The organism is Aeromonas sp. s12 (genome assembly GCF_040907925.1).
Taxonomy (GTDB): domain Bacteria; phylum Pseudomonadota; class Gammaproteobacteria; order Enterobacterales; family Aeromonadaceae; genus Aeromonas; species Aeromonas veronii.
In genome coordinates, this window is record NZ_JBFOCT010000024.1 from 139,400 (window position 1) to 158,420 (window position 19,021).

The following is a 19,021-nucleotide window of genomic DNA, read 5'->3' on the forward strand; positions in this document are numbered from 1 at the left end:
CTTTTTTATATCGGGAAGAGGGCGGAATTAACGGCCCAGCTTGGCCTTGAGCATGGCGATGATGTCGCTGATGGCCACTTCCTGCTTCTCGCCGGTGCGGCGGCACTTGTACTCCACCACGCCGTTGTCCAGACCGCGATCGCCGATGACGATGGCGTGCGGGATGCCCAGCAGCTCCATGTCGGCAAACATCACGCCCGGGCGCTCTTTACGGTCGTCGAACAGCACGTCCACACCGGCGGCTTTCAGCTCGGCGTAGAACTGTTGTGCCTGCTCGGCCACGCGCTCGGACTTGTGCATGTTCATCGGCACGATGGCCACTTCGAACGGAGCGATGGCGTCCGGCCAGATGATGCCGTACTGGTCGTTGTTCTGCTCGATGGCAGCGGCCACCAGACGGGAAACCCCGATACCGTAGCAACCCATCTCCATGGTGACGGATTTGCCAGCTTCGTTCAGCACGCTCGCCTTCATCGCTTCGGAGTACTTGGTACCCAGCTGGAAGATGTGGCCCACTTCAATACCGCGCTTGAGCAGCAGCTTGCCCTGGCCGCACGGGCTCGGGTCGCCTTCTACCACGTTGCGCAGGTCGGCAACTTCGTAAGAAGCGATGTCGCGATCCCAGTTGGCACCGGTCAGGTGGAAGCCGGTCTCGTTGGCGCCGCAGACGAAGTCCGCCAGATGGGCGGCGCTGCGATCGACGATGATGCGACCGGCAAAGCCGACCGGGCCGATGGAACCTGCGTCGCAACCGGCGGCAGCTTTAATCTGCTCGTCGTTGGCGAAGGTCAGCGGGTTGGCTACGCCAGAGAGCTTCTCGGCTTTGATTTCGTTCAGCTCGTGGTCGCCACGCAGTACCAGCGCGATGACGGCCTGCTTGCCGTGCTCATCTTCCTCTGCCAGTACCAGCAGGGTCTTGGCGATGGTAGTCGGAGCCACGTTCAGGAAGGCTGTCACTTCGTCGATAGTGTGGACGTTCGGGGTGGCAACCTTGGTCAGGGCTTTGGTTGCGGCAGCGCGCTCACCAGCCGGTGCCAGCGCTTCGGCCATCTCGATGTTGGCGGCGTAATCGGAGCTGTCGGAGAAGGCGATCAAGTCTTCACCGCTCTCGGCCAGCACCTGGAATTCGTGGGAACCGGTACCCCCGATGGAGCCGGTATCGGCCTGCACCGGACGGAAGTTCAGGCCCATGCGGGTGAACGCCTTGCAGTAGGCGGCGTGCATCTTCTCGTAGGTATCGACCAGAGACTCTTTGTCGATGTGGAAGGAGTAGGCATCCTTCATCAGGAATTCGCGGCCACGCATCACGCCGAAACGGGGGCGTACTTCGTCGCGGAACTTGGTCTGGATCTGGTAGAGGTTGAGCGGCAGCTGCTTGTAGCTGTTCACTTCGTAACGCACCAGCGCAGTGATCACCTCTTCGTGGGTCGGGCCCAGCACGAAGGGACGGTTGTGGCGGTCGGTCAGACGGCACAGCTCGGGACCGTAGTCATCCCAGCGGCCGGACTCCTGCCACAGCTCGGCGGGTTGTACCACCGGCATGGAGACTTCGACGGCACCAGCATTGTTCATCTCTTCGCGAACAATGTTCTCGATTTTCTTCAGTACCCGCAGACCGGTTGGCAACCAGGCATACATGCCGGAGGCCAGTTTACGGATCATCCCGGCGCGCAGCATCAGCTGGTGGCTGACAACTTCAGCGTCGGAGGGGGTTTCCTTGAGAGTGGAAAGCAGATATTGGCTGGTACGCATCGCGGTAGACCTTAGCTAGAACGGGCGCGGGGCCCAGGATAATTTCAAGGGCGGAATTTTAACAGGCTGGGCGTTATGGCCCAAGGGCTAAATTTGCCGCAGCCCGAAAGGTGGCAACGCCTGGCAGATAGCCTGGGGTAATGACCATTGCAACAAGCAGGCTTTTTATGCCTGCAATTTGGCCGGATCTCCGCTAAACTCTGCCACCTTTTCTCGATGGGCATGGCTTTGCCGCGTTCATCACCCCCCATTTTTAGTACTTTTGGAGCCGCTCATGCCGTTAGTGGGACATCAACACCAGATCGAGATCCTGGAACTGACCGACAAAGGAGATGGCAAAGGACGCCTGTTCGATCGCCCCCTGTTTGTCGAAGGTCTGCTGCCCGGTGAGCAGGCGCTGGTGGAGCTGACCGAGGTCAAGCCGAACTATCTGCACGGCAAGGTTGCCGAGCTGCTCCAGCCCTCTGCCGATCGGGTTGCCGATTTCTGCCCCAACACCGAGTGTGGTGGCTGTCAGGTGCGCCCGCTGGCCTATCCGGCCCAGCTCAAGCTCAAGCAGGCACTGGTGCAGAGCGCACTGGAGCAGGTCGGGCTGGGTGACACTCCGGTCAAGGATATCCTTGGCATGGAAAGCCCGTTCGCCTATCGCAACAAGGCGCAATATGCGGTGCGTGGCTGTGACGCCGGTGCCGAGATCGGTTTTTATCGCAAGCACTCCCACGATCTCATCACCGCCGATGATTGTGCGGTGCAGGACTCGCTGCACGTCGAGCTCAACGCCCGGGTGCGCAACTGGATGCGCGAGCATGACATCGCCGCCTATGACGAAGTGAACCACAGCGGCTGCGTGCGCAACCTGATGACCCGCAAGGGCTTCAAGAGCGGCGAGCTGATGGTGGTGCTGGTGACCCTGGGCGAGGAGCTGCCGTTCGAAGCCGAGCTGCTGGCAGCCCTGAGCGATCTGCCGGTTACTACTCTGGTGCAGAACATCAACGATGAGCGCACCAACCGCATTCTGGGCGCGATCAACCGGGTGCTGCTCGGCGAAGGGGTGATCCGCGACAAGATCCATGAGCTCGAGTTCGAGATCTCGCCGCTCTCCTTTTTCCAGAACAACCCGACCCAGACCGATGTGCTCTACTCCAGTGCCCTCGAGTATGCCGAGCTGACCGGCAACGAGACGGTGTTCGACATCTATTGCGGTATCGGTACCATCTCCCTGTTCCTGGCTGGCAAGGCCGCCAAGGTCGTCGGGATCGAGTCGGTGGAGAGCGCTATCAGCGATGCCCGCCGCAACGCTGCCCTCAACGGCATCGAGCACACCGAATTCCACGTCGGCAAGGCCGAGCAGCTGATGCCCGAGCTGCACGCCCAGGGTGTGACCGCTGATGTGGTGGTGATGGATCCGCCCCGCAAAGGCTGTGACAAGGCGGTGCTGCAGACCCTGGTCGCCATGGCGCCCCGCCGTCTGGTCTATGTCTCCTGCAACCCGCAGACTTTGGCCCGCGACCTTGCCTGGCTGGTCAAGCAGGGCTTCGTGCTGGACGAGGTGCAGCCGGTCGATATGTTCCCGCACTCCATGCATGTGGAAGCGGTTGCCCGCCTGAGCCTGCCCGCCAAGGCGTGAGTCATCGCCTGATACTCGCAGATAAAAAAACGACGCCAGCTGGCGTCGTTTTTTTATCTCTGCAATCGGCGGATGGGCGATTAGCTGGCGCTCTGGCGCACCTCGGCGGCGATCTGGTCGAGCAGCTGTTGCCAGCCCTGACCCAGTTCGTTCACCAGCGCGTTATAGCCATCGGCCGGCAGTACTCGCTCCTGACGGAAGGGGGCATCGCGCAGCACGGTGCCATCTTCCGCCAGCAGGCGCCAGCGGCCGCTCAGCACGGCGCTGCCGTCATGACGGCCCTGAAAGCGCTCCACCAGAATGGTCAGCACCGGCCCCTTGCGGGCGCCATCCTGCCGTACCACCCAGCCCGGCAGGCGGGTGGAGAGGCCATTGAGGGTGAGCTGGTTGAGCTGATCGTCCAGCGCACCGGCCCAGCGATGGTACTCGGTGAAGTGCAGCTCTTGCCCTTCCAGCTGATAGACCAAACTGATCCGGTCGAGCTGGCTGGCCAGCGCCACCGGGCGCAGCACCAACTGGTGCTGCGGTTGGGCCGGGGCCGTCACGGGTTGCTGGCTGTCGGCATCGAGCGAGTAGTAGTGCAGGCTTGGCTGGCTGCTGCAACCCGCCAGCAGGCCCAACAGGGCCAGCGTCAGGATCTCTTTTTTCATTGTTTGCCTCGCTTGGGCTCAGGGTCCGATGGATGCGCGCGATCGAAGATCAGCGAGCTGGGCTGCTCGTTGAGGGAGTGCACCAGCGGCTGCAGTTCGCGCATCAACTGATTGAGGGTCTGCACCGACTGGCGCAGGTCCTGATTGGTCTGCGACTGGGCATCATAGGCCTGCAAGGTCTCCTGCAACTGCTTGAGGCTCTCGTTGAGCGAGGCGGGCAGCTGCTGGGTGGAATCCTTGGCAGTGAGCTTGTTCAGGTTGGCGCTGACTGCACTGATGTTCTTCAGGGTGCCATCCAGGGTGGTGAGTGACCCGTTGACCTTGGTCAGGGTGGTCGCCATGTCCATGTCGACAAACTTGTCGAGGATGAGGTTCACCTTGCGCTCGATCTGATCCAGCCCGCCCTGCACGGTGGGGAAGACCTGATAACCGGCCAGCTTGGCCTGCTCGAAACGTGGCGCGTCCGGATAGAAGTTGAGATCGATGATCTTGCCGCCGGTCAGCAGGCTCGAGGTCTTGAGGCTGGCACGCAACCCCTCCTTGAACTGCTTGCCGAACAGGGCACGCCACTGATCCTTCTCCGCCTTGGCATAGCGGTGGGAGAGGCGCTGCACCTCGATGCGGGCCAGCACCGGGATCTGGCGGCTCTTGAAGATCTGCACGCCCTTGTCCTCGATGAGGTAGGGGGCGGAGATGACGGTACCGACCCGAATGCCGCGATACTGCACCGCCGCGCCCGGGTGCAGGCCACCCACGTTGTCATCGAACAGGAAGACGTAGTCGATGAACTGATCCAGACTACCGGCCAGCACGCTCGCCTCATCCTGGAACAGGGTGAACCCTTCCATCTGTTTGACCGGTTCGCCAGGCGCCCAGCCGGGTGGCAGACCCATGGTGATGCCGCCATCGATCAGGCTCTCCAGCGAATCCATCTTCACCTTCATCCCCTCGCTGCTCATGGAGACCTCGAAGCCCGGGGTCATCCAGAAGCGGGAGTTGCTGCTCACCAGAATGTCATAGGGGGCGTGGATGAAGATTTGATACTGCATCTCGCTCTTTTCCGGCAGGAACTTCGCCTCTTCCACCTGACCTATGGTGAAGCCCTGATAGTTGATGGGGGAGCCTTCCCCCAGCGCGCGGGTGTCGCGACTGCTGAGGGTGAGACGCAGCCCCTTGGCATCGAGGGAGGCGAGTGGCGGTTTATCGAGCATGGCGTACTCGTCCCGCGCCCGACCTTTCTTGCCGGGGGCGAGCTCGATATAGGCGCCGGAGAGCAGGGTGCTCAGACCCGATACCCCTTCACGGCCCACTCTGGGCTTGACCACCCAGAACTGGCTGTCACCGCGCAGCATGCCGGAGGCGGCATTGGTCAGCCGTCCTTTCAGCACGGCATGGCTGTAGTCATCGCTCAGCTCGACGGCCTCGATGCGGCCGACGTCCACTTCGCGGGAGCGGATCACCGTCTTGCCAGCGACTATGCCCTCGGCAGTGGCGACTGTCAGGGTGAAACTGGGGCCCTGGGAGTACCAGTGCTGGAACAGCATCCAGAGACCGATGAACAGCGCCAGCAGGGGCACCATCCAGATTGCGGCGGCAGAGCTCAGAAAGTCAGAGCCCGGTTTCCACCTTTTTTTACGCTCACTCACGTTCGCGTTCTCCTTGTTGTAAATCCCAGATCAGGCGGGAGTCGAAACTCATGGCAGCGACCATGGTGATCAGCACCACACCTGCAAATGCGACGGCCGCAGGGCCGGGATAGATGGTCATCAGATTGTCGAGCCGGATCAGGCCCGCCAGAATGGCCACCACGAAGACGTCGATCATCGACCAGCGTCCGACAAATTCGGTCATGCGATAGAGTTTGAGCTTGCCGAGGGGGGAAGTGACATTGCCGCGCTGCACCATATAGCAAAGCCAGAATAGCGCCAGTATTTTCACCAGCGGCACCACCACGCTGGCGAAAAAGATCACCGCCGCTATGGGGTAGGAGCCCATGGCCCAGAGCAGCACCACACCGCCGAGGATGGTAGAGGGGCTGTCATCACCGAGAAACACCGTATCCATGATGGGATAGACGTTGGCCGGAATGTAGAGAATGGCGGAGGTAAACAGCAGCGCCCAGGTGCGGTTCAGGCCGCCTGGCTTGCGCGCATGCAGCTTGCCGCCGCAGCGGGAGCAGCTGTGGCTGCCCACCTCGCTCAGGGCGCCACAGATATGGCAGCCCACCAGACCTGATTCCAGCGCGCCCGCTTCCGGGTCGATCTCCCGCGCCTCGGTCGGGCCGAACAGCCGCTGCCACAGCCACATCTGATCCAGTGAGGAGATCATCTTGATGAGCAGCACGGTGTAGCCGACGAAAGCCCAGAATGACAGCCCCATCTTGATGTCGGCCATCCCCATCAGCTTGACCAGCGAGATGAGCACTCCCACCAGAAAGACATCCACCATCAGCCAGGGTTTGATCCGGCAGAGCAGACGGCCGAGGGAGCGCAGGGCATTGCTGTGCAGATCTTTATCGACCCGCCACAGCACCAGCATGATGGAGCCCATATAAACCAGCGGCAGGCCGATCAGGGTCAGGCTCAGTACCGCGCCGAGAAACAGATAGCCCTCATCCACCAGGGTGGTGATGCTCTGCAAAAAGGTCATCTCCTGGCCCACCCCTTTGGCCGAGAAGGACATAAAGGTAAAGGCATTGGCGAGCACGAACATGATAAGTGCCGCGAACCCGTAGGAGATCGGCCGCAACTCCTGCTGTGGCAGGTGGCGACTCAGGGTGTGTCCGCAACGGGGGCAGCAGCTGGCCTGTCCCACCTCGAGCGGTGTGGCCGGTATCAGCAGGTCACACTCTTCGCAGGCAGTGGCATCATGGACATAGGTGGTGTGGTGTTGGTGTGAAACCGGATGCAAGATAAAACCCCAGATAAGGCCCGTGGTAGAGCCAGAGCTGGCGATTATCGCAGTTGTGCTGGTCAGCGACCAGCCCCCGGAGGCCGCTATTGCTGGCGGGAGTGAGAATGACTTTGACAAGCCAGTGCCCATTTAGCACAATCAAACGCCACTTTTTTTCCGCGGGACAATAATTTATGACAACTGAATCCCCCAGCTACTCCACGATTGAGCAAGCCTTCTCCCTCGGGAACGGGCAAGATTCTGCCCTCAACTGGTTGCGCAAGAACCGCAGTCAGGTCGCTATTTTTCTGGTGAGCGGCATCAAGCTGGAAGGCACCATCAGCGGGTTCGACCAGTACAGCGTGCTGCTGACCGATGCTCATGGTAACCAGCAGCTGGTCTACAAGGCCAAGATCTCCACCATCGCCATGCACACCGGCCGTCCGCAGGTGAACATCCAGCGTGCTCGCAAGCCGCGTGTCTCCATGGCGCCGCGCCCCCACGGTGCGCCGGGTCGTTATGATGACAATCAGGGTGGCGGCAACAACGAGTAATCGTCTGCCCCGCACTCCTCGTTGACGCGCCCTGCGTCAGCGGCTGACGGAGCCTGCTCTCATTTTTCATTCATGTCCCGTATGAGAGCCGGTTCCAGTTATCGCCCCTTGCAGGGCGATATTTTTTCCGCACTACGCCGTTATGCCGACCGGTTGACCCTCTTTGACCATGCAGGTCTGCATACCCGCCGCTTCTCCGGCCTGTACCCCGATACCGGTATCTTCAAACACCAGACAGCCTGATGGCTCGACCCCCAGCTTGCTGGCGACCAGCAGGAAGGTGTCTGGATTGGGCTTGTGCAGCTCCACATCGTCTGCGGTGACCACCACAGAGAAGTAGCGATCCAGCCCTGTGTTGCGCAGCACCGCTTCGGCGTTGACGCGGGGCGAGCCGGTGCCGATCCCCATCGGGATGACGCCATGATAGCGCTCGACCAGCGCCTGCATGGCCGAAAAGACGGTCGCCTTGTGCAGGTTGGCCACATAGTGGGCGGTCTTGCAGCGGGTGACTTCGAGCGGATTGAGGGGGATCTGCTGCTCCTGTGCGACCAGCAGGGCTATCTTGCGGCTCGGCATGCCCCCCAGCTCATAGAACCAGTCGGCATCGAAGCGAAAGCCAAACTCGCGGGCGGTATGTTCCCAGGCGGCGAGGTGCAGCGGCATGGAGTCGACCAGGGTGCCATCAAGGTCAAAGACCAGGCCTTGGAATCCGGAAAGCGTCATGGTGCGGGTCAGTCTCTGAAAAAAGGGAGCCCATTCTAGCCAGTGGCTCCCCGCCTCGCCATCACCTAGCTGGTGAGAAACGCTTGCCCCCACATTTGTGACTGAAAATAGACGGGGGTGAGCTGGGCCGGATCGAGTTGATATTTGGGGGCAAGCTGTTCCAGCAGGGCCCAGTTGCCCTGTTCATAGGTGCTGACCAGCTGAAACAGATGAAAGAGTGGCCCTTCGTGCAGTTCGATGGCGCGCTGCACGCTCTTGGGCAGGTGGGCCATCAGCGGCTCCGACAGCAGGGAGCCATCGAGCACCAGTCCTACCAGAAAGGCCCAGCTTGCCTCTGCTTTACCGAGGGCGGTGAGGGCAATCAACTCGCAGAAGCGGCCGCGGGCGATGGCCATGCGGGTGCAGGCCTCCGGCATGTGCTGGCTTACCCGGGCCAGACCGTTGATCAGCACGAACTTGCGGATCTCCTGCTCCCCCAGATAGGAGAGGGCGCGGGGCACCGAGGTGATGGGGGCGGCATGATCGAAGCCGGGGGCGTTGACGTAGGTGAGCAGCAGGCCGGGCAGCCAGGCATCCTGCTCCAGCAGGCGGGCTACCTGGGCGAAGGAGAACTCTTCGTGGCAGATGAGCTGGAGGATCTGCTGTACCAGCGCCATATCGGGCTGGTTGGCCCGCTGATTGACCAGTTCGGGACGGGCGAGAAAGCCGCCGGCAAAGAAGTCGACCCCCGCCTCCCGCAGCGGCAGAAAATCCGCCCAGGTTTCGATGTTCAGCGCCATCCGCTTGTGTTCGGTGGGCTGGCAGATCCCCTCTTCCCCCATCCAGTACACCAGCAAGCGGCTGGCGCCGAGCCAGCGCGGATCCCGGTTGGCGCCGTGCACCGCCAGTCTGCGCCGACTGTCGCGCCACTGCTCCAGCACCGGGAACGAGTTGGGCTGGCGTTCACTGGAGGCTTCAACCAGCGGGATCGCGTCCTGATCCAGCAGCATGGGACGCTGTTCATCGAGCTGTTCGTGGGTGAAGGGCACCAGATATTGACGCCCCTGCGCCAGCAGGCGGCAATGTTGCGCCAGTGAAGGCCATTCGGCCGGGGAACTGAGCTGATAGTCGATGCCGTAGGCCACCAGAGCCAGGCGACGATTGAAGATAGGGTAGCGACGCAACAGCATGGGATCACCGATAGGCCAGAGTGCGGGCCCTCCCTTGTGACTTGGCGTGGTAGAGCGCCTGGTCAGCCTGTTCAGTCAGGGTCTGCCATGCTCCGTCCAGGGAGGGAACCAGATAGCTAAAGCCTATGCTAACCGTAATGAAATCAGCAACCCGCGAGGCGGGATGGGGCATTTTCAAGCGGGCAAGACCATCGTGGATCCGTCCGGCCAGCTGTTCGGCCTCACCGGGTTGGGGGGCGCAGAGCAGAATGACGAACTCCTCCCCGCCGTAACGGGCGACCAGATTGGTGCAGCGCCGCTCAGCATCCCGCAGCACATGGGCCACCTGTTGCAGGCAGAGATCCCCCTTGGCATGGCCGAAGTGGTCGTTGTAGGCCTTGAACTCGTCGACGTCGATCATCAATACCGCCAGCAGGTTCTGGGTGCGCCGTGCCCACTCCCACTCCCGCTGCATGGTGATGTCCCACTGGCGCCGGTTGGCGATGCCGGTGAGGGGATCTTCCAGCGACAGCAGGGAGAGGCGGTGATTGGCCTCCTCCAGCGCCCGGTTGGTCTCGGCCAGTTGCATGGTGCGCTCGGCGACCCGGGCTTCCAGCTGGCGGTTGAGGGTTTCCAGCTGCTCCTGGGTGCGCTGGCGGATCAGCAGTTGCGACAGGATGGCGGCGTACTGTTTGAAGATCTCGCTCTGATAGGCTTTGAGCGGACGGTGCCAGAGCAGGTTGTCGGCGGCGATCCAGCCGATGGGGGTGGTGCCATCCCATAGCGATACCATGGCGTTCCAGCCACGGCCCACCTGCTGCTTCTCGTAGTAGAGGGGAGTATCTTCCATCACCAGTACGTAGTCCTTGCGCCTGAGCGCCTCTTGCACCGTGGGGTGATCTGGAATGGGGCTGATGAAGTTGTGTTCATCCATCAGCTCGCCTTCTTCGCTGGTGCCCCAAGTGCCGCGCATGGTCTTGCCATCGGGTTCGATCAGGAAGATGGCAACCCGATCGAACTGCAGCTCCTTGCGGGCCAGCAGCACGGCATCCCGCAGCAGATCGTTCTCGCTGCGACTGCGGGAGAGGGTAACGCTGACCATGTGCAGCGCCTGCAACATGGTGAGGAAGGAGCCCTGCAGTGCCTGACTCTGTACCAGATCGGTCTGGGTATGGAGCCGCTGGTCCCGCTCCTGATTGACCTGGCTGGAGAGCAGGTGATTGCTGAGCTCGGCAGTCAGATAGTGGATAAGGAGCTGGATGCCCTGACGCTGGTGGGAGGAGAGGCGATCGATGCGGCGGCGGGTCTCCAGATAGATGACCCCTTCCAGTTTCATGTGACGTTTGAGAGGGAAACAGGCGCGTAACTGCGGCTGGGCGGGCTCCACATTTTCGCCGGGATCCGGCGGTGGTGGGAGCTGCTCGATCACCAGTTGTCCCTTCTCCATCGCCTTGTCGATCAGGTGGTGGGGCAGGGTCAGTTGACCGAGATGGGCGAGATCAAGCGTGGTCAGCCCCTGATCGAGCTGAAAGCTGTAGAGCTGCGGTTCGGGGGCTTTTAGCCAGAGGTAGAGGCGTTCGGCATCGGTCTTTTCACGGATGGTGGCGAGGCTCACTTCGCATAACTGAGCGAAGTTGGTGAAGTGTTCCGGGTCCCATTCCTGCATACCAATATCCCTTGGATTGTACCCAAGCGAGTATAGACATATTTCTCCTTGATTAATATGTCAGAAAGGAGAGGCAGCGCACATAACGGTTGCTTTCAGCCATTCTGGTGGAGACATTCACTGTGTTCTCTGCCAATCGTGGCTAGAACTGTGTGCCATAACGGTATATATGGCAGCTTGTAAGGCGGGGTGTTGGGTAAAAAAGAGCCCGCACGATGGCGGGCTCTCGGGCAGATCAGATGATTCTGCGCGGCTTATTCTGCCTTGGGGGCAGCCTCAGCGGGCGTTTCACTGCTATCGGTTGGCGCACTCTCGGCCGCCGGGGCTTCCGGTGCCGGACCCGGTACCAGATCGACCGCCGGTTTGGCGATGAGAGAGCGGGTCTCTTCTACCGCTTCGGTCAGCTTCACCTCGATGATCTGGCCGAGCTCGTAGACCACCTCGGTCTTGTCCAGATAGACGCGGCCGTTGTCCCAGTTGCACTCCAGCCGATCCTTGTTGTCGAGAATATGGCGGGCAGGCAGGAAGACCACAGCGCCGTTCTCCTGCAGACGGAGCTTGAGGCCGGCACGCATCACGTCGATGATCTCGGCGTTGAACACCTGATCGGTGCCAGCGGCGGCTTTCAGGTAACGGACATAGAGCCAGTCGCCGATGTCGCGCTCCACCATGCGGTGCAGACGGCGGCAGGCGGTCAGATGCTCGGTGAGCTCGGTGCTCGGGCGCTCACCCGGGGTCTTGCCGGCGATAACCGCTTTGAGCAGACGATGGTTGACCATATCGCCGTATTTACGGATCGGGGAGGTCCAGGTGGCGTAGGCATCCAGACCCAGACCGTAATGGGCGCCCGGTTCGGAGGACATCAGCGCATAGCTCTGGAAGCGGCGGATCTTGCCGTCCAGCCAGCGGGTGTCGAGGTTGTCGATCCAGCGGCGCAGGGCACAGAAGCCGGAGAGACTGGCGATCTCGTCGCGCTCGAACGGGGCTTCGGCACTCTTCAGCAGGTCGATTGCGCCGTCGAGAGACTCTTCGTCAAAGCCGGTGTGAACGTTGAAGATGCCGTAACCGACGCTCTTGCCCAGTACGCGACCGGCGCAGATGTTGGCGGCGATCATCGACTCTTCCACCATGCGGTTGGCGATGCGGCGCGGCTCGACGTGGATAGCCAGCACTTCGCCATTCTCGCCCAGCTCGAAGTCGTAGTCGGGACGATCCGGGAATACCAGCGCATGCTCGGTGCGCCACGCGATGCGTGCTTCGGTCATCGCCTTCATCAGCGGCAACTGGGCCAGTACGCCTGCGTCGATAGACAGCTCTTTGCCATGCTCGGCCCAGTCGGAGACGTCGTCATAGTTGAGGCGGGCGTGGGAGCAGATGCGGGCGGCGAAGAACTCGGTCTCCTCCAGCAGCAGACCATCTTCGGCGATGAGCAGACGGGCACACAGGGTGTTGCGCTCCTCACCTTCTTTCAGGGAGCAGAGCTCGTCGGAGAGGGTGCGCGGGATCATCGGCACGTTGCGGCCGGGCATGTAGACGGTAAAGGCGCGCTGGGCCGCCTCTTTGTCCAGCTCGCTCCCTTCGGCCACATAGGCGGTCGGGTCAGCGATGGCGACCAGCAGCTCCCAGCCGTTGTCCAGCTTGGTGATGGCCAGCGCATCGTCCATGTCCTTGGTCTTGGCACCGTCGATGGTGAAGAAGGGCACCTTGGTCAGGTCACGACGGGGTAGCTCTTCCTCTTCGATGACCTTCCACTCCGGCAAATCAGCCGGCTCGACCTGGGCCAGATTGTGGCGCGCCAGCACCACCCACCAGGGCACATTGTGATCTTCCTGGGCGGCGATCTTCTGGATGATCTCGGCAGAGAAGTTGCCGTCGACCAGCGCATGGCGCTTGAGCGTAGCCACCACCCAGTCACCTTCCTTGAACTCTTTCTCATCCAGCCCCTTCTTGACGCGGGCCTTGATGGCATCCTTGATCAGCGGGTGGTCGGCGACCACGTTGAGGCGGTCGCGGAACATCTTGACCCGGGCCACGAAGCGGGTGATGGACTGCTCCAGCAGGGTATCCGGCTCGGCCACTTCCTTCTCTTTTTCGGTGCGGATCAGGGCGGTCACCCGGTCACCGTGCATCACCTTCTTCATGTAGGGAGGCGGCACGAAATAGCTGGTCTTCTCATCGACTTCCAGAAAGCCGAAGCCCCGGTCCGAGGCGCGGATCACACCCTCTTTCTTCGGGATGTTTTCGCGGATTTGTTGCTTGAGCTGGGCCAGCAGCGGATTGTCTTGGAACATAAGTGAGGAACCTGAAGTGAAAACCTGGGTGGAGACCTGATGAAGGATCGCCCAGCACTATACGTTTTTAGCCCTGCAAAGCCAAGGTGAATGGCCTGTTCAGCGTGGTTTCAACTGCGATCTGGCATGGTCGATAAGCCGTTGGGAGAGCTGCTTGTGAACCCCTTTTTCCAGTACCCAGCGGTGCCAGTAGAGGCGTTCCGTCAGGACGTGGTCGGGACTGAGGTTGAGTAGTGACCCGCCTGCCAGCTGGCCTCTTATCTGCAATTCGGGAATGAGACAGTAGGCCAACCCCTGCTCGGCCATGGCGACGAAGGCCTCTGACGAGTGGACCGTATGGCAGGGATAACCGCCGGGCTCCAGCCCGAAGTGTTCCCTCATAAAGCTCACATGCATGTCATCGCGCTGATCGAACGCCACCGCCGGTGCCTTGGCCAGCGCCTCGCGGGTCAGGCCGCGAGGGAAGTGGCGGGCAACGAAGGCGGGGCTGGCGGTAAGTAGATAGTTCATCTCACCTAGCTCGTCGACGCAGCAACCCGCCAGCGGCTGGGGATGCAGGCTGACCGCACCAAAGGCCTGACCCTCGCGGACCTTGTCGAGGGTGCGGCTCTCGTCATCGACCAGCAGGTTGAGTTCGATGGGGTGCTGTTTCAACAAGGGGGCAATGGCGGGCAAAAACCAGGTGGCCAGGCTGTCGGCGTTGACGGCGATGCTGATCTGGATTGGCCCCTGCGGTTCATCGGGAGCCAGCTCCCCCGCTAGTTCGAGCTCGAGCTGATGTACCTGCCGATAGTGGGCCAGCAGCTTCTGACCGAGCGCGGTGGCCTGCAGCGGCTGGCTACGAATGAGCAGCGGCTCGGCAAACTGTTGCTCCAGCTGCTTGATCCGCTGGGAGATGGCCGACTGGGTGATATGGAGCGACTTGGCCGCCCGATCGAAGTTTTGTTCCTGCAGTACCGCATCCAGCGCCCGCAGCAGTTTGTAGTCCAGCTCTTTCATCTTCTCCCCCTTCCGTTGCCCAAGGGCTGACTCTACGTCACTCGGCAGGGGACAACAATGGGCGGTGGAAGGGGCGTTGCGCTGTGATTTTTGACAGTAGTGGTCAGGCCATTGAGGGAGGATACTCTCTGGTGCCGCATGGGGTAGCCCTGCGCAGATCGTAGCGACATCTTTATCCCGGGTCTGTTTTCCCGGGATTTTTTATGAGTGAACTGCCAGCACCGGTGACGGTTGCTGCAGTGGATAATGGCTGGTTTGATAATGGCCCAGCAGAGGTTGGGAGACCGCCTGCGCGAAGCGCTCATCCAGATGGAAGCGGATGCCAACGCCCCTTACAGCCCCCAGATCGACCGCCTGCCGATGACCGAGCCGCTCGATGGGCAGGCCAAGTCGGCGGAAGATGCGCTCCACCGGCAGGCTGACGACGGCGACCAGCTCCCGGATCCCGTGGGCATGGGCGAAGGCATAGACCTCGCGGAAGATGACGCAAGTGAGTTCGCTGACGCCATTGCTCATGCGCGGTGCGCGCTGGGCATCGATAGCCAGACGGGTGAGTTCCCAGACATCGGGGGTGCGTGGCGCGCTTTCACCGGCAAGGGCGGTGGGGAAGATGGTGGGCAGCATATAGGCATCGGCACAGTTGAGCAGACGAATACAGCCACACAGCCCTTGCTCGTCCTCGATCAGAACCCAATGGGTGTCTGGCGTGTCGAAGCTGTCACGCTCCAGGCCCCGATGAGACTCGACATCCCAGCCTAGCCGGTCGGAAAAGACGCGATTTCGAAAGCGATAGAGTTCATTCTCCACCTCGTTTCGTGGATGTTCTCTCAATTTTCCTTTAAAAACCAACATTATGGACCCTCTATCTTGCTATTCGCCGTTATAATCACATGTCTGGCCAAGGGGGCTTTCATATGAACAGAGACCAACTGCTTGAGTACCTCGAACATTTCACTTCGGTGACGGACGGCAATCGTCTGGCCGAACTGATCGGTCGCTTTACGCTCGGGATGGGCTATGACTACTATCGCTTCGCCCTGATCCTGCCGATGTCGATGCAAAGGCCCAAGGTGGTGTTGTTCAACCAGTGCCCCGATTCCTGGGTGCAGGCCTATACCGAAAACAACATGCTGGCGTGCGATCCGGTGATCCGGCTGGCACGCAAGCAGACGCTGCCCATTTACTGGAACCGCCTCGATGAGCGGGCCAGTTTTCTGCAGGAGGGAACCATGGACGTGATGGGGTTGGCAGCCGAGTTCGGGTTGCGTAACGGCATCTCCTTCCCTCTGCACGGTGCTGCCGGGGAGAACGGTATTCTCTCCTTCATCACCTCCGAACGGGCCTCGAGCGACCTGCTGCTGGAGTCCTCGCCGATCCTCTCCTGGATGTCCAATTACATCTTCGAGGCGGCCATTCGGGTGGTGCGTTTCAGCATGATGGACAGTGCGGGTAAAGACCCCTTGACCGAGCGCGAGACCGAGTGCCTGTTCTGGGCCAGCGAAGGGAAGACCTCTAGCGAGATCGCCTGCATCCTCGGGATCACGGAGCGCACGGTCAATTACCATCTCAATCAGGTCACCCGCAAAACCGGCTCAATGAACCGCTATCAGGCCATTGCCAAAGGGGTTAGTACGGGGCTGTTGCTGCCCAATCTGGAGCAAGTCGTGGTTACCAACTTCCCCAGATTGCTGCAGTAGGCTGAGCCCACAGGCGCAACAGATTCTCCTGCCGCACTCTGAGGGTCACAATTGTCAGATCCGGTAATTGACAAGGGCTGGAACAGCGGCTGGGTATGCCGGTTTTTATTAGCAAAATGAATCAATCAGTAAATCAATGAATTTCTAAGAGGGAACTACCATCGCTATAGTGCCGCTCATTCATCATTTCGAACGGTACTCTCCATGATGCTCGCAACGACACTGCAAGGCTTCACCATCGGTCTGACCATGATCATCCCCATCGGCGCCCAGAATGCCTTTGTGCTGAGCCGGGGCATCCATCGCAATCACCATCTGCTGACGGCCACGCTATGCAGTTTCTGCGATCTCACCCTGATTGCTATCGGCGTATTTGGCGGGGCCAATGTGCTGGCCACCAGCCCCCTCGGCATGGCGCTGCTCACCTGGGGGGGCGTGCTGTTTCTCGGCTGGTTTGGTGGCCGTTCTCTGCTCAGTGCCTGGCGTGGTAAAGGGGAGGGGCTTGCCGAGTCTGCTCAGCAGATGGGGGCCAAAAGCGTGTTGGCGATGACGCTGGGAGTTACGCTGCTCAATCCTCACGTCTATCTCGATACATTGATGCTGCTCGGCTCCCTTGGCAGTCAGGTGAGTGAGTCCCTGCGTCCGGCCTTTGCTGCAGGGGCCATGCTAGCCTCGCTGGTGTGGTTCTACTCGCTGGCGCTGGGGGCCGCGGCGCTGGCGCCCTGGTTGGCCCGCAGCCGGGTGCAGCAGGGGATCGATCTGCTGGTTGGCATCATCATGCTGAGCCTGGCTGTTCAACTGGCCATAGGACGTTGAGGAAGTTAAGGCGGCAGGAATGAACGACCGGTAATAAAAAGATGCCACTCACATGAGTGGCATCTTTGCTATTGAAAGGGGTCAGACCCTGAACTGGGAGAGCAGGCGCTGTTGCAGCAGGCTGGCTTGATGGAGCGAGGAGGCGAGCTGCAGGCACTCCTGCGCCTCCTGTTCGCCGGTTCTGGCTTGCAGACTAATGCCGGAGACCTTGTCAGAGGAGTGGCTCAGAGTGTGTGACAGTTGCCCGGTAGCCACGGCCACCTGCTGTACCATGTCGGCCAGTTGGTCGATGGCGCCTTCCACCTTGAACAGGATCTGCTTGGTGTTCTCGGAGTCCTGCATGCCGGACTCCACCGTCTTGAGGTTGCGTTGCATCATCAGATAGGCGGTCTCGGTCTGCTGCTGGATGCTGCTGATCACCTGGCTGATCTCGGCGCTTGATGTCGCGGTGCGATTGGCCAGGGTGCGCACCTCGTCCGCAACCACCGCAAAGCCACGCCCCATCTCCCCCGCGCGGGCCGCTTCGATAGCCGCATTGAGGGCAAGCAGGTTGGTCTGCTCCGAGATGCCACTGATGGTGGAGATGATCTGGCCAATCTGACCCGCCTGCTCCTTGAGGGAGTTGATGGCGATGGCACACTCGCTCACCTCCTGTACCACCCGCTGCATGCCCGCGCTGGCGGAGGCGACATACTGGCTGCTCTCGGTGGTCAGCTGGCGCACCTCATTGGCATTGTGGGCCGCCATGCTGCAGTTGTCCGAGATACCTGTGGCGACTTGCACCATCTGTTCACTGTCGTGGTGCAGGGCCAGCGCATGTTCGGCGGTCTGGCGGCTGCTCTGGCTGATTGCCTCCACCCGGTTGACCGAGGTGTGAACGTGTTCGCTGATGTGTTGGTTGTTGTCCATGGTGGAGCTGATCATCTTCTGCAATTTCTCGATGAAACGATCCACGCTGTTGGCCAGCGAGCCTATCTCGTCATCCCGTTGCAGGTTGATGCGGGCGTTGAGGTCCCCATCGCCGGCGGCGATATCCTGCATTCGTTTGTCCACTTGCAGCAGTGGGGTTACCAGTTTGCGGGTCAGCCAGAAGCCGCAGAGGGTGACCATGATCAGGCTCAGCAACAGGCCACCCAGCAGCAGGGTTCGGATCTGGCTGATGATGCCGTTGAGCTGGGCCACCTGATCCTCGACAGTGGCATCGCCGCTCTCCTCGATGGCAACCAGCTGTTGTCGCAGCTCATCGGCACTGACCTCATAGGCGGACTGCTGGGCCTGATAGCTGCCGAGCGCATCGACCCACTGTCCCATCAGTTGCTGATGCCGGGCCAACAGGGCGCGATACTCTGCCGACAGTGTCTTGCCGGCAAATTCGCCGGTTCCCTCGATATCGAACAGCCCGGTGCCGAGCATGCTGTCGATTGCTTCGTGGTAGAACTCGGTCGCTTCTTTCAGCTCGGCCTTGATCGCCTCTGTGACTCCTTGTCTGCGCATCTTCTCCAGCGCATAGAGCTGGCGCAAAAAGCCTATGTTGGACTCCATCCCCCCATCGGCCGCTTCCCAACGGGTGGAGAGGCCGCTGTTCCAGCTAATGGTCTGGTCGGGGGATTGGGTCAGCGCCTCGACTGCCCCATCGCCGACCACCTCCAGCTGGGTCGAGAGGCGGGCCATCAGATCGGCGTTGTGATGCAGTGCCTGATCCACCTTGGTATAGGCGTGATAGAGCGCCAGCAGCTTCTCTTGTTGCTGTTGATAGTCCTGCTTGTGCTGTTCCATGGTGGCAAGGGCTGCACCATCAATGAGCTGCCCCTGGCTGACCCGGGCCAGCGCGTCATCGGTCGCCGCCTTGGCTGCATCGAGTTCGGCGCGATTGAGCGGGGTTCCGTTTTGCATCTTCTGAATCTGTAGCTGTTGGTTGCCCAGCTCTATGGAGCCCTCCATGGCACCGTCAGCGGTCTGCCAGGCGGCGCCCAGGACATAGGAGAGCAGATTGGCTAGCCGCTGGCTGCCATACCAGCCAACGACCCCCATGCCCAGCGTACAGCCGAGCAATATGGCAAGACCCAGATTGGAGGTGGTAACAATTTTCATGTGATGGCCTTCCTTGGTATCGACATTGGCACCAGTTTCGGTTCCGAACGGGTTTAGTGTAGTGATTTATCCCCCGCTCGGGGGGCGGTGCGGCGCTTAAACATCCCGTGCACTG

Annotated in this window: 15 protein-coding genes; 4 read left to right on the forward strand and 11 right to left on the reverse strand. The window is 60.8% G+C overall.

Annotated features, from left to right (window positions below; translation table 11 throughout):
- Positions 1-27 precede the first annotated feature (27 nt).
- Positions 28-1,752 carry a proline--tRNA ligase gene (locus AB5Y67_RS12395; protein WP_236367978.1) on the reverse strand — a complete coding sequence of 575 codons (1,725 nt, stop codon included), beginning with the start codon at positions 1,750-1,752 and terminating at the stop codon, positions 28-30.
- A gap of 274 nt (positions 1,753-2,026) precedes the next feature.
- Here AB5Y67_RS12395 and rlmD point away from each other — a divergent pair, with 274 nt between their 5' ends.
- Complete coding sequence (gene rlmD, locus AB5Y67_RS12400; protein WP_236367979.1) at positions 2,027-3,379, forward strand: 23S rRNA (uracil(1939)-C(5))-methyltransferase RlmD; 1,353 nt, start codon at positions 2,027-2,029, stop codon at positions 3,377-3,379.
- 80 nt (positions 3,380-3,459) lie between these two features.
- Here the strand turns inward: rlmD and AB5Y67_RS12405 are convergent, their stop codons facing one another.
- The 3 genes from AB5Y67_RS12405 to AB5Y67_RS12415 are packed head-to-tail and all read right to left on the reverse strand — an operon-like array spanning position 3,460 to position 6,939.
- Positions 3,460-4,029, reverse strand: a complete 570-nt coding sequence (locus AB5Y67_RS12405) for a membrane integrity-associated transporter subunit PqiC (RefSeq protein WP_042656389.1) — start codon at positions 4,027-4,029, stop codon at positions 3,460-3,462.
- Positions 4,026-5,675: an intermembrane transport protein PqiB gene (pqiB, locus tag AB5Y67_RS12410; RefSeq protein WP_005335774.1), complete on the reverse strand. Its 1,650-nt coding sequence runs from the start codon at positions 5,673-5,675 to the stop codon at positions 4,026-4,028. The genes AB5Y67_RS12405 and pqiB overlap by 4 nt, the downstream gene beginning before the upstream one ends.
- The gene (locus AB5Y67_RS12415) at positions 5,668-6,939 is read right to left on the reverse strand and encodes a paraquat-inducible protein A (protein WP_058059687.1); all 1,272 of its coding nucleotides are present in this window, start codon (positions 6,937-6,939) and stop codon (positions 5,668-5,670) included. Before AB5Y67_RS12415 ends, pqiB begins: the two co-directional genes overlap by 8 nt.
- A 176-nt stretch (positions 6,940-7,115) precedes the next feature.
- Between AB5Y67_RS12415 and hfq the strand changes: the two genes are divergently transcribed.
- Positions 7,116-7,475, forward strand: coding sequence for an RNA chaperone Hfq (gene hfq / locus AB5Y67_RS12420; protein WP_005335772.1), 360 nt, complete (start codon positions 7,116-7,118; stop codon positions 7,473-7,475).
- 132 nt (positions 7,476-7,607) lie between these two features.
- On the opposite strand, the gene AB5Y67_RS12425 is transcribed toward hfq, so the two are convergent.
- The 6 genes from AB5Y67_RS12425 to AB5Y67_RS12450 all read right to left on the reverse strand — a co-directional run bounded on the left by AB5Y67_RS12425 (position 7,608) and on the right by AB5Y67_RS12450 (position 15,154).
- On the reverse strand, positions 7,608-8,198 hold the full coding sequence (locus tag AB5Y67_RS12425) for an HAD family phosphatase (protein ID WP_236367980.1): 591 nt from the start codon (positions 8,196-8,198) through the stop codon (positions 7,608-7,610).
- Between the two features lie 65 nt (positions 8,199-8,263).
- Positions 8,264-9,367: an EAL and HDOD domain-containing protein gene (locus tag AB5Y67_RS12430; protein WP_005363003.1), complete on the reverse strand. Its 1,104-nt coding sequence runs from the start codon at positions 9,365-9,367 to the stop codon at positions 8,264-8,266.
- Between the two features lie 4 nt (positions 9,368-9,371).
- Positions 9,372-11,012, reverse strand: coding sequence for a sensor domain-containing diguanylate cyclase (locus AB5Y67_RS12435; protein WP_127006090.1), 1,641 nt, complete (start codon positions 11,010-11,012; stop codon positions 9,372-9,374).
- 254 nt (positions 11,013-11,266) lie between these two features.
- Positions 11,267-13,303, reverse strand: coding sequence for an exoribonuclease II (locus AB5Y67_RS12440; protein ID WP_236367982.1), 2,037 nt, complete (start codon positions 13,301-13,303; stop codon positions 11,267-11,269).
- 99 nt (positions 13,304-13,402) lie between these two features.
- Positions 13,403-14,302 carry a LysR family transcriptional regulator ArgP gene (locus AB5Y67_RS12445; protein WP_236367983.1) on the reverse strand — a complete coding sequence of 300 codons (900 nt, stop codon included), beginning with the start codon at positions 14,300-14,302 and terminating at the stop codon, positions 13,403-13,405.
- A gap of 201 nt (positions 14,303-14,503) precedes the next feature.
- Entirely contained in the window at positions 14,504-15,154 is a 651-nt protein-coding gene (locus tag AB5Y67_RS12450) for an acyl-homoserine-lactone synthase (RefSeq protein WP_042081537.1), read from the reverse strand.
- Positions 15,155-15,216: 62 nt separating this feature from the next.
- On the opposite strand from AB5Y67_RS12450, the gene AB5Y67_RS12455 reads away from it, so the two are divergent.
- Positions 15,217-15,999, forward strand: coding sequence for a LuxR family transcriptional regulator (locus tag AB5Y67_RS12455; RefSeq protein WP_005335753.1), 783 nt, complete (start codon positions 15,217-15,219; stop codon positions 15,997-15,999).
- A 207-nt stretch (positions 16,000-16,206) separates the two neighbouring features.
- Positions 16,207-16,815, forward strand: a complete 609-nt coding sequence (gene lysE, locus AB5Y67_RS12460; protein ID WP_236367988.1) for an L-lysine exporter — start codon at positions 16,207-16,209, stop codon at positions 16,813-16,815.
- 81 nt (positions 16,816-16,896) lie between these two features.
- Here the strand turns inward: lysE and AB5Y67_RS12465 are convergent, their stop codons facing one another.
- The gene (locus AB5Y67_RS12465; RefSeq protein ID WP_201992468.1) at positions 16,897-18,906 is read right to left on the reverse strand and encodes a methyl-accepting chemotaxis protein; all 2,010 of its coding nucleotides are present in this window, start codon (positions 18,904-18,906) and stop codon (positions 16,897-16,899) included.
- Positions 18,907-19,021: the final 115 nt, after the last annotated feature.

Bases quoted from the DNA above. Each gene is read 5' to 3' on its own strand.
- hfq (WP_005335772.1), top strand. From the start codon at position 7,116: ATGACAACTGAATCCCCCAGCTACTCCACGATTGAGCAAGCCTTCTCC.
- AB5Y67_RS12405 (WP_042656389.1), bottom strand. From the start codon at position 4,029: ATGAAAAAAGAGATCCTGACGCTGGCCCTGTTGGGCCTGCTGGCGGGT.
- rlmD (WP_236367979.1), top strand. From the start codon at position 2,027: ATGCCGTTAGTGGGACATCAACACCAGATCGAGATCCTGGAACTGACC.
- lysE (WP_236367988.1), top strand. From the start codon at position 16,207: ATGCTCGCAACGACACTGCAAGGCTTCACCATCGGTCTGACCATGATC.
- AB5Y67_RS12455 (WP_005335753.1), top strand. From the start codon at position 15,217: ATGAACAGAGACCAACTGCTTGAGTACCTCGAACATTTCACTTCGGTG.
- AB5Y67_RS12450 (WP_042081537.1), bottom strand. From the start codon at position 15,154: ATGTTGGTTTTTAAAGGAAAATTGAGAGAACATCCACGAAACGAGGTG.
- AB5Y67_RS12430 (WP_005363003.1), bottom strand. From the start codon at position 9,367: ATGCTGTTGCGTCGCTACCCTATCTTCAATCGTCGCCTGGCTCTGGTG.
- AB5Y67_RS12440 (WP_236367982.1), bottom strand. From the start codon at position 13,303: ATGTTCCAAGACAATCCGCTGCTGGCCCAGCTCAAGCAACAAATCCGC.
- AB5Y67_RS12425 (WP_236367980.1), bottom strand. From the start codon at position 8,198: ATGACGCTTTCCGGATTCCAAGGCCTGGTCTTTGACCTTGATGGCACC.
- AB5Y67_RS12395 (WP_236367978.1), bottom strand. From the start codon at position 1,752: ATGCGTACCAGCCAATATCTGCTTTCCACTCTCAAGGAAACCCCCTCC.
- AB5Y67_RS12465 (WP_201992468.1), bottom strand. From the start codon at position 18,906: ATGAAAATTGTTACCACCTCCAATCTGGGTCTTGCCATATTGCTCGGC.
- AB5Y67_RS12445 (WP_236367983.1), bottom strand. From the start codon at position 14,302: ATGAAAGAGCTGGACTACAAACTGCTGCGGGCGCTGGATGCGGTACTG.
- AB5Y67_RS12435 (WP_127006090.1), bottom strand. From the start codon at position 11,012: ATGCAGGAATGGGACCCGGAACACTTCACCAACTTCGCTCAGTTATGC.